Source organism: Methanobrevibacter thaueri (assembly GCF_015062905.1).
In the GTDB taxonomy this organism is placed as follows: domain Archaea; phylum Methanobacteriota; class Methanobacteria; order Methanobacteriales; family Methanobacteriaceae; genus Methanocatella; species Methanocatella thaueri_A.
Window position 1 is genome coordinate 1 of record NZ_SUTK01000100.1, and the last position, 2718, is coordinate 2718.

Sequence of the window (2718 nt, forward strand, 5' to 3'; positions counted from 1 at the left end):
TTTCAGATAAACCATTACTTTTGCATTTACAAGTGAACCTGCCAAATATGCTGCAAATCTAGCAACCAAAAGTCTAAAGGTACTTCCCAGAACAATGCTGAAAGCTTCAGAGTTTTCAAAAAATGCAGGTGCAGGCAAAAGAATTGTTATCTGATAGCATATTACCGCAACAAGATTCATGAAAAATCCAAGCAGGATTACCTTTCTAGCCTTTTCATAACCATAGATTTCAGCCAAAACATCATTGACAATATAAATTACCGGAAATATTACAACATCGCACGGCAATGTAAATGAGAAGAAATCGAATGTTTTGCCAGCAATGATATTTGACACAATCAGCGATGCGGTAAAAATACCGGTCAATATTGCATCCAATTCTGTTTTGGTCATATCTTCAAACATACTCATACCATATTTCTCATTTCAGATAAATCTTACAGATTGAAATCATCAGCTATTTTTACTTTAAAAAATAATAAAGACTTATGGAAATTACAGACGACAAATTATTGAAAATAGCTTTAATAACCTCACTTGTTGGAATAATCGGCCTAATCATATTTACTCCGACAATCGAGGTTAAGGAAATTGAACTAAAAGACATAAATAGGGGAATGATAGATGAAGAGGTAAAGGTTAGCTGTGTAGTCCAGGACATCTCCCAGTCAAAATCCAAGAGCAGTTATTTTTTAACGATAAATGACGGCACGGCGCAGATGCCATTGATAATTTTTGAAAGTCAGGCAGGCGAAATCCAATCCAATAATCTGGACATCAATGATTTTAAAGATAAAAAAGTAGAAGTTGTCGGAAAAGTTACCGAATACAACTCCCAGTTGGAATTAATTTTATCTTCAGGAGACAGTCTGAAAATAGCTAGTTAAATGAATAGATATTTATTAACTAAAATCCAAAAATAATATAAAATAAAATTTTAAGGATTTAATAAAATGTCAGATAAAAAACGATTATTTGGAACATTTGGAGTCAGAAGAACTGCAAATGATGTTTTAACTCCCGAGTTTGCATCAAGACTTGCTGCTTGTTATGGAACTCAAATTCAAGGTACTGTAGCTGTTGGTGGAGATACAAGAACATCCAGTCCGATGTTAATGGAAGCTGTAAAAGCAGGACTTCTATCTTCAGGATGTGATGTTGTGGATTTAGGAATATGCCAACACCAGGAGTTCAATATGCTGTACGCAAATATTACGATGGCGGAGTGATGATTACTGCTTCACATAACCCTCCGAAATATAACGGATTGAAGTTTTTAGATGAATTCGGTATTGGAATTCCTGACGAAATGGATCTTGCAATTGAAAAGTTATACTTTGATAGTGAACCTAAAAGGGCTCATTGGTCTGAAATTGGCCAAATCTATAAAAACGACAAGATTATTGATGAATACATCGAAGAAGCAATCTCCAAGGTTGACGTTGAATCCATCAGAGAAGCTAATTTGAAAGTTGTTGTTGACTGCGGCTCCGGTGCCGGATCATATACCGCACCATATCTCATCAGAAAACTTGGATGTGAAGTTACAACACTTAACTGTCAAGCTGACGGATTTTTCCCAGGTCGTGACCCTGAACCAATCGAAGAGAACTTGCAGGAACTAATCAGTGTTGTTAAAGAGCTTAATGCAGATATAGGTCTTGCACATGACGGAGATGCAGACAGAACCATCTGTATCGATGAAAATGGTAAATTTGTCTTAGGAGATAAAACATTTACCCTTGTTGAAAAGCAAATGCTTAAGGAAAACAATGGCGGAACCATAGTTACAACCGTTGCAACATCCCAGGCAATTTATGACATCGCTGATGAGTACAACGGTAAGGTAATAGCAACTGCTGTAGGAGATTTGCTTGTAGCCCGTAAGCTCAAGGATGAAAACGGATTGTTTGGAGGAGAAGAAAACGGAGGTTTGATTTTCCCTGACTTCGTTTATGGAAGGGATGCAGTAATGACTGTAGCTAAAATCCTGGAAACCATTGCAAAAGAGAAAAAATCCCTTTCCGAATTGGTAAGTGAACTGCCGGTTTACTATTCCAGCAAAATGAAAATCGAATGTAGTGACGACCAAAAACAGGATGTGATGACCAGCATTGCCGATGAGATTAAAACTACAACCGATTTTGAACTTGACTTGACAGATGGTGTTAAAATCCTTAAAGAAGATGGTTGGGTAATCATAAGACCATCCGGAACAGAACCAATTTTCAGATGCTTTGCCGAATCAGATTCACAACAAAAAGCGGATGAAATGACCGAATGGGGAATCGGTTTAATTAAAAAATACAAAAAATAATTAAACTCCCACCATCACCCATTTTTCTTTTCACCAAATTGATTTTATGATGAATTAAAAAATATCTTACAAATAGAAACCTAATTTTAAAGGAATCATTTTTAAAAATAACCAACATTAAAATGAAAAATAGTTAATTTGATGTTGGTAATCTACATCAAAAGTTTTCCAAACATTCTTCTTTTAAGAAAAAGGCATCCTCATTGTCAGGACTTCTCAGCAATACCTGATTGAAACTGTCAACAGCCTCTTCAAATTTGCCAAGTTCCATCAAGACAACACCCTTATTGAGTAAAAAGTCGATGTTATATTTTTCAAGAGAAATAGCTTTGTTAAAACAGTCCAACGCTTCATCAAATTTTCCAAGGTCAATGAATGCATTGCCCATCCTATTGATTGCG

Annotated in this window: 3 protein-coding genes and 1 pseudogene; 2 read left to right on the forward strand and 2 right to left on the reverse strand. The window is 35.8% G+C overall.

Annotation, left to right across the window (positions count from 1 at the left end):
- Window positions 1–405, reverse strand: a 405-nt coding sequence (locus tag E7Z79_RS09660) for a queuosine precursor transporter (RefSeq protein WP_303739727.1), incomplete at its 3' end; no start/stop codon positions are given.
- A gap of 83 nt (window positions 406–488) precedes the next feature.
- Between E7Z79_RS09660 and E7Z79_RS09665 the strand changes: the two genes are divergently transcribed.
- Complete coding sequence (locus E7Z79_RS09665; protein WP_292608780.1) at window positions 489–887, forward strand: RNA-binding protein; 399 nt, start codon at window positions 489–491, stop codon at window positions 885–887.
- Between the two features lie 66 nt (window positions 888–953).
- A pseudogene (gene glmM / locus E7Z79_RS09670) lies at window positions 954–2317 on the forward strand (phosphoglucosamine mutase).
- 157 nt (window positions 2318–2474) lie between these two features.
- Here the strand turns inward: glmM and E7Z79_RS09675 are convergent.
- On the reverse strand, window positions 2475–2718 hold a 244-nt coding region (locus E7Z79_RS09675; protein ID WP_303739728.1), incomplete at its 5' end, for a tetratricopeptide repeat protein.

Coding starts and splice junctions, on each gene's coding strand:
- E7Z79_RS09665 (WP_292608780.1), top strand. CDS start 489: ATGGAAATTACAGACGACAAATTATTGAAAATAGCTTTAATAACCTCA.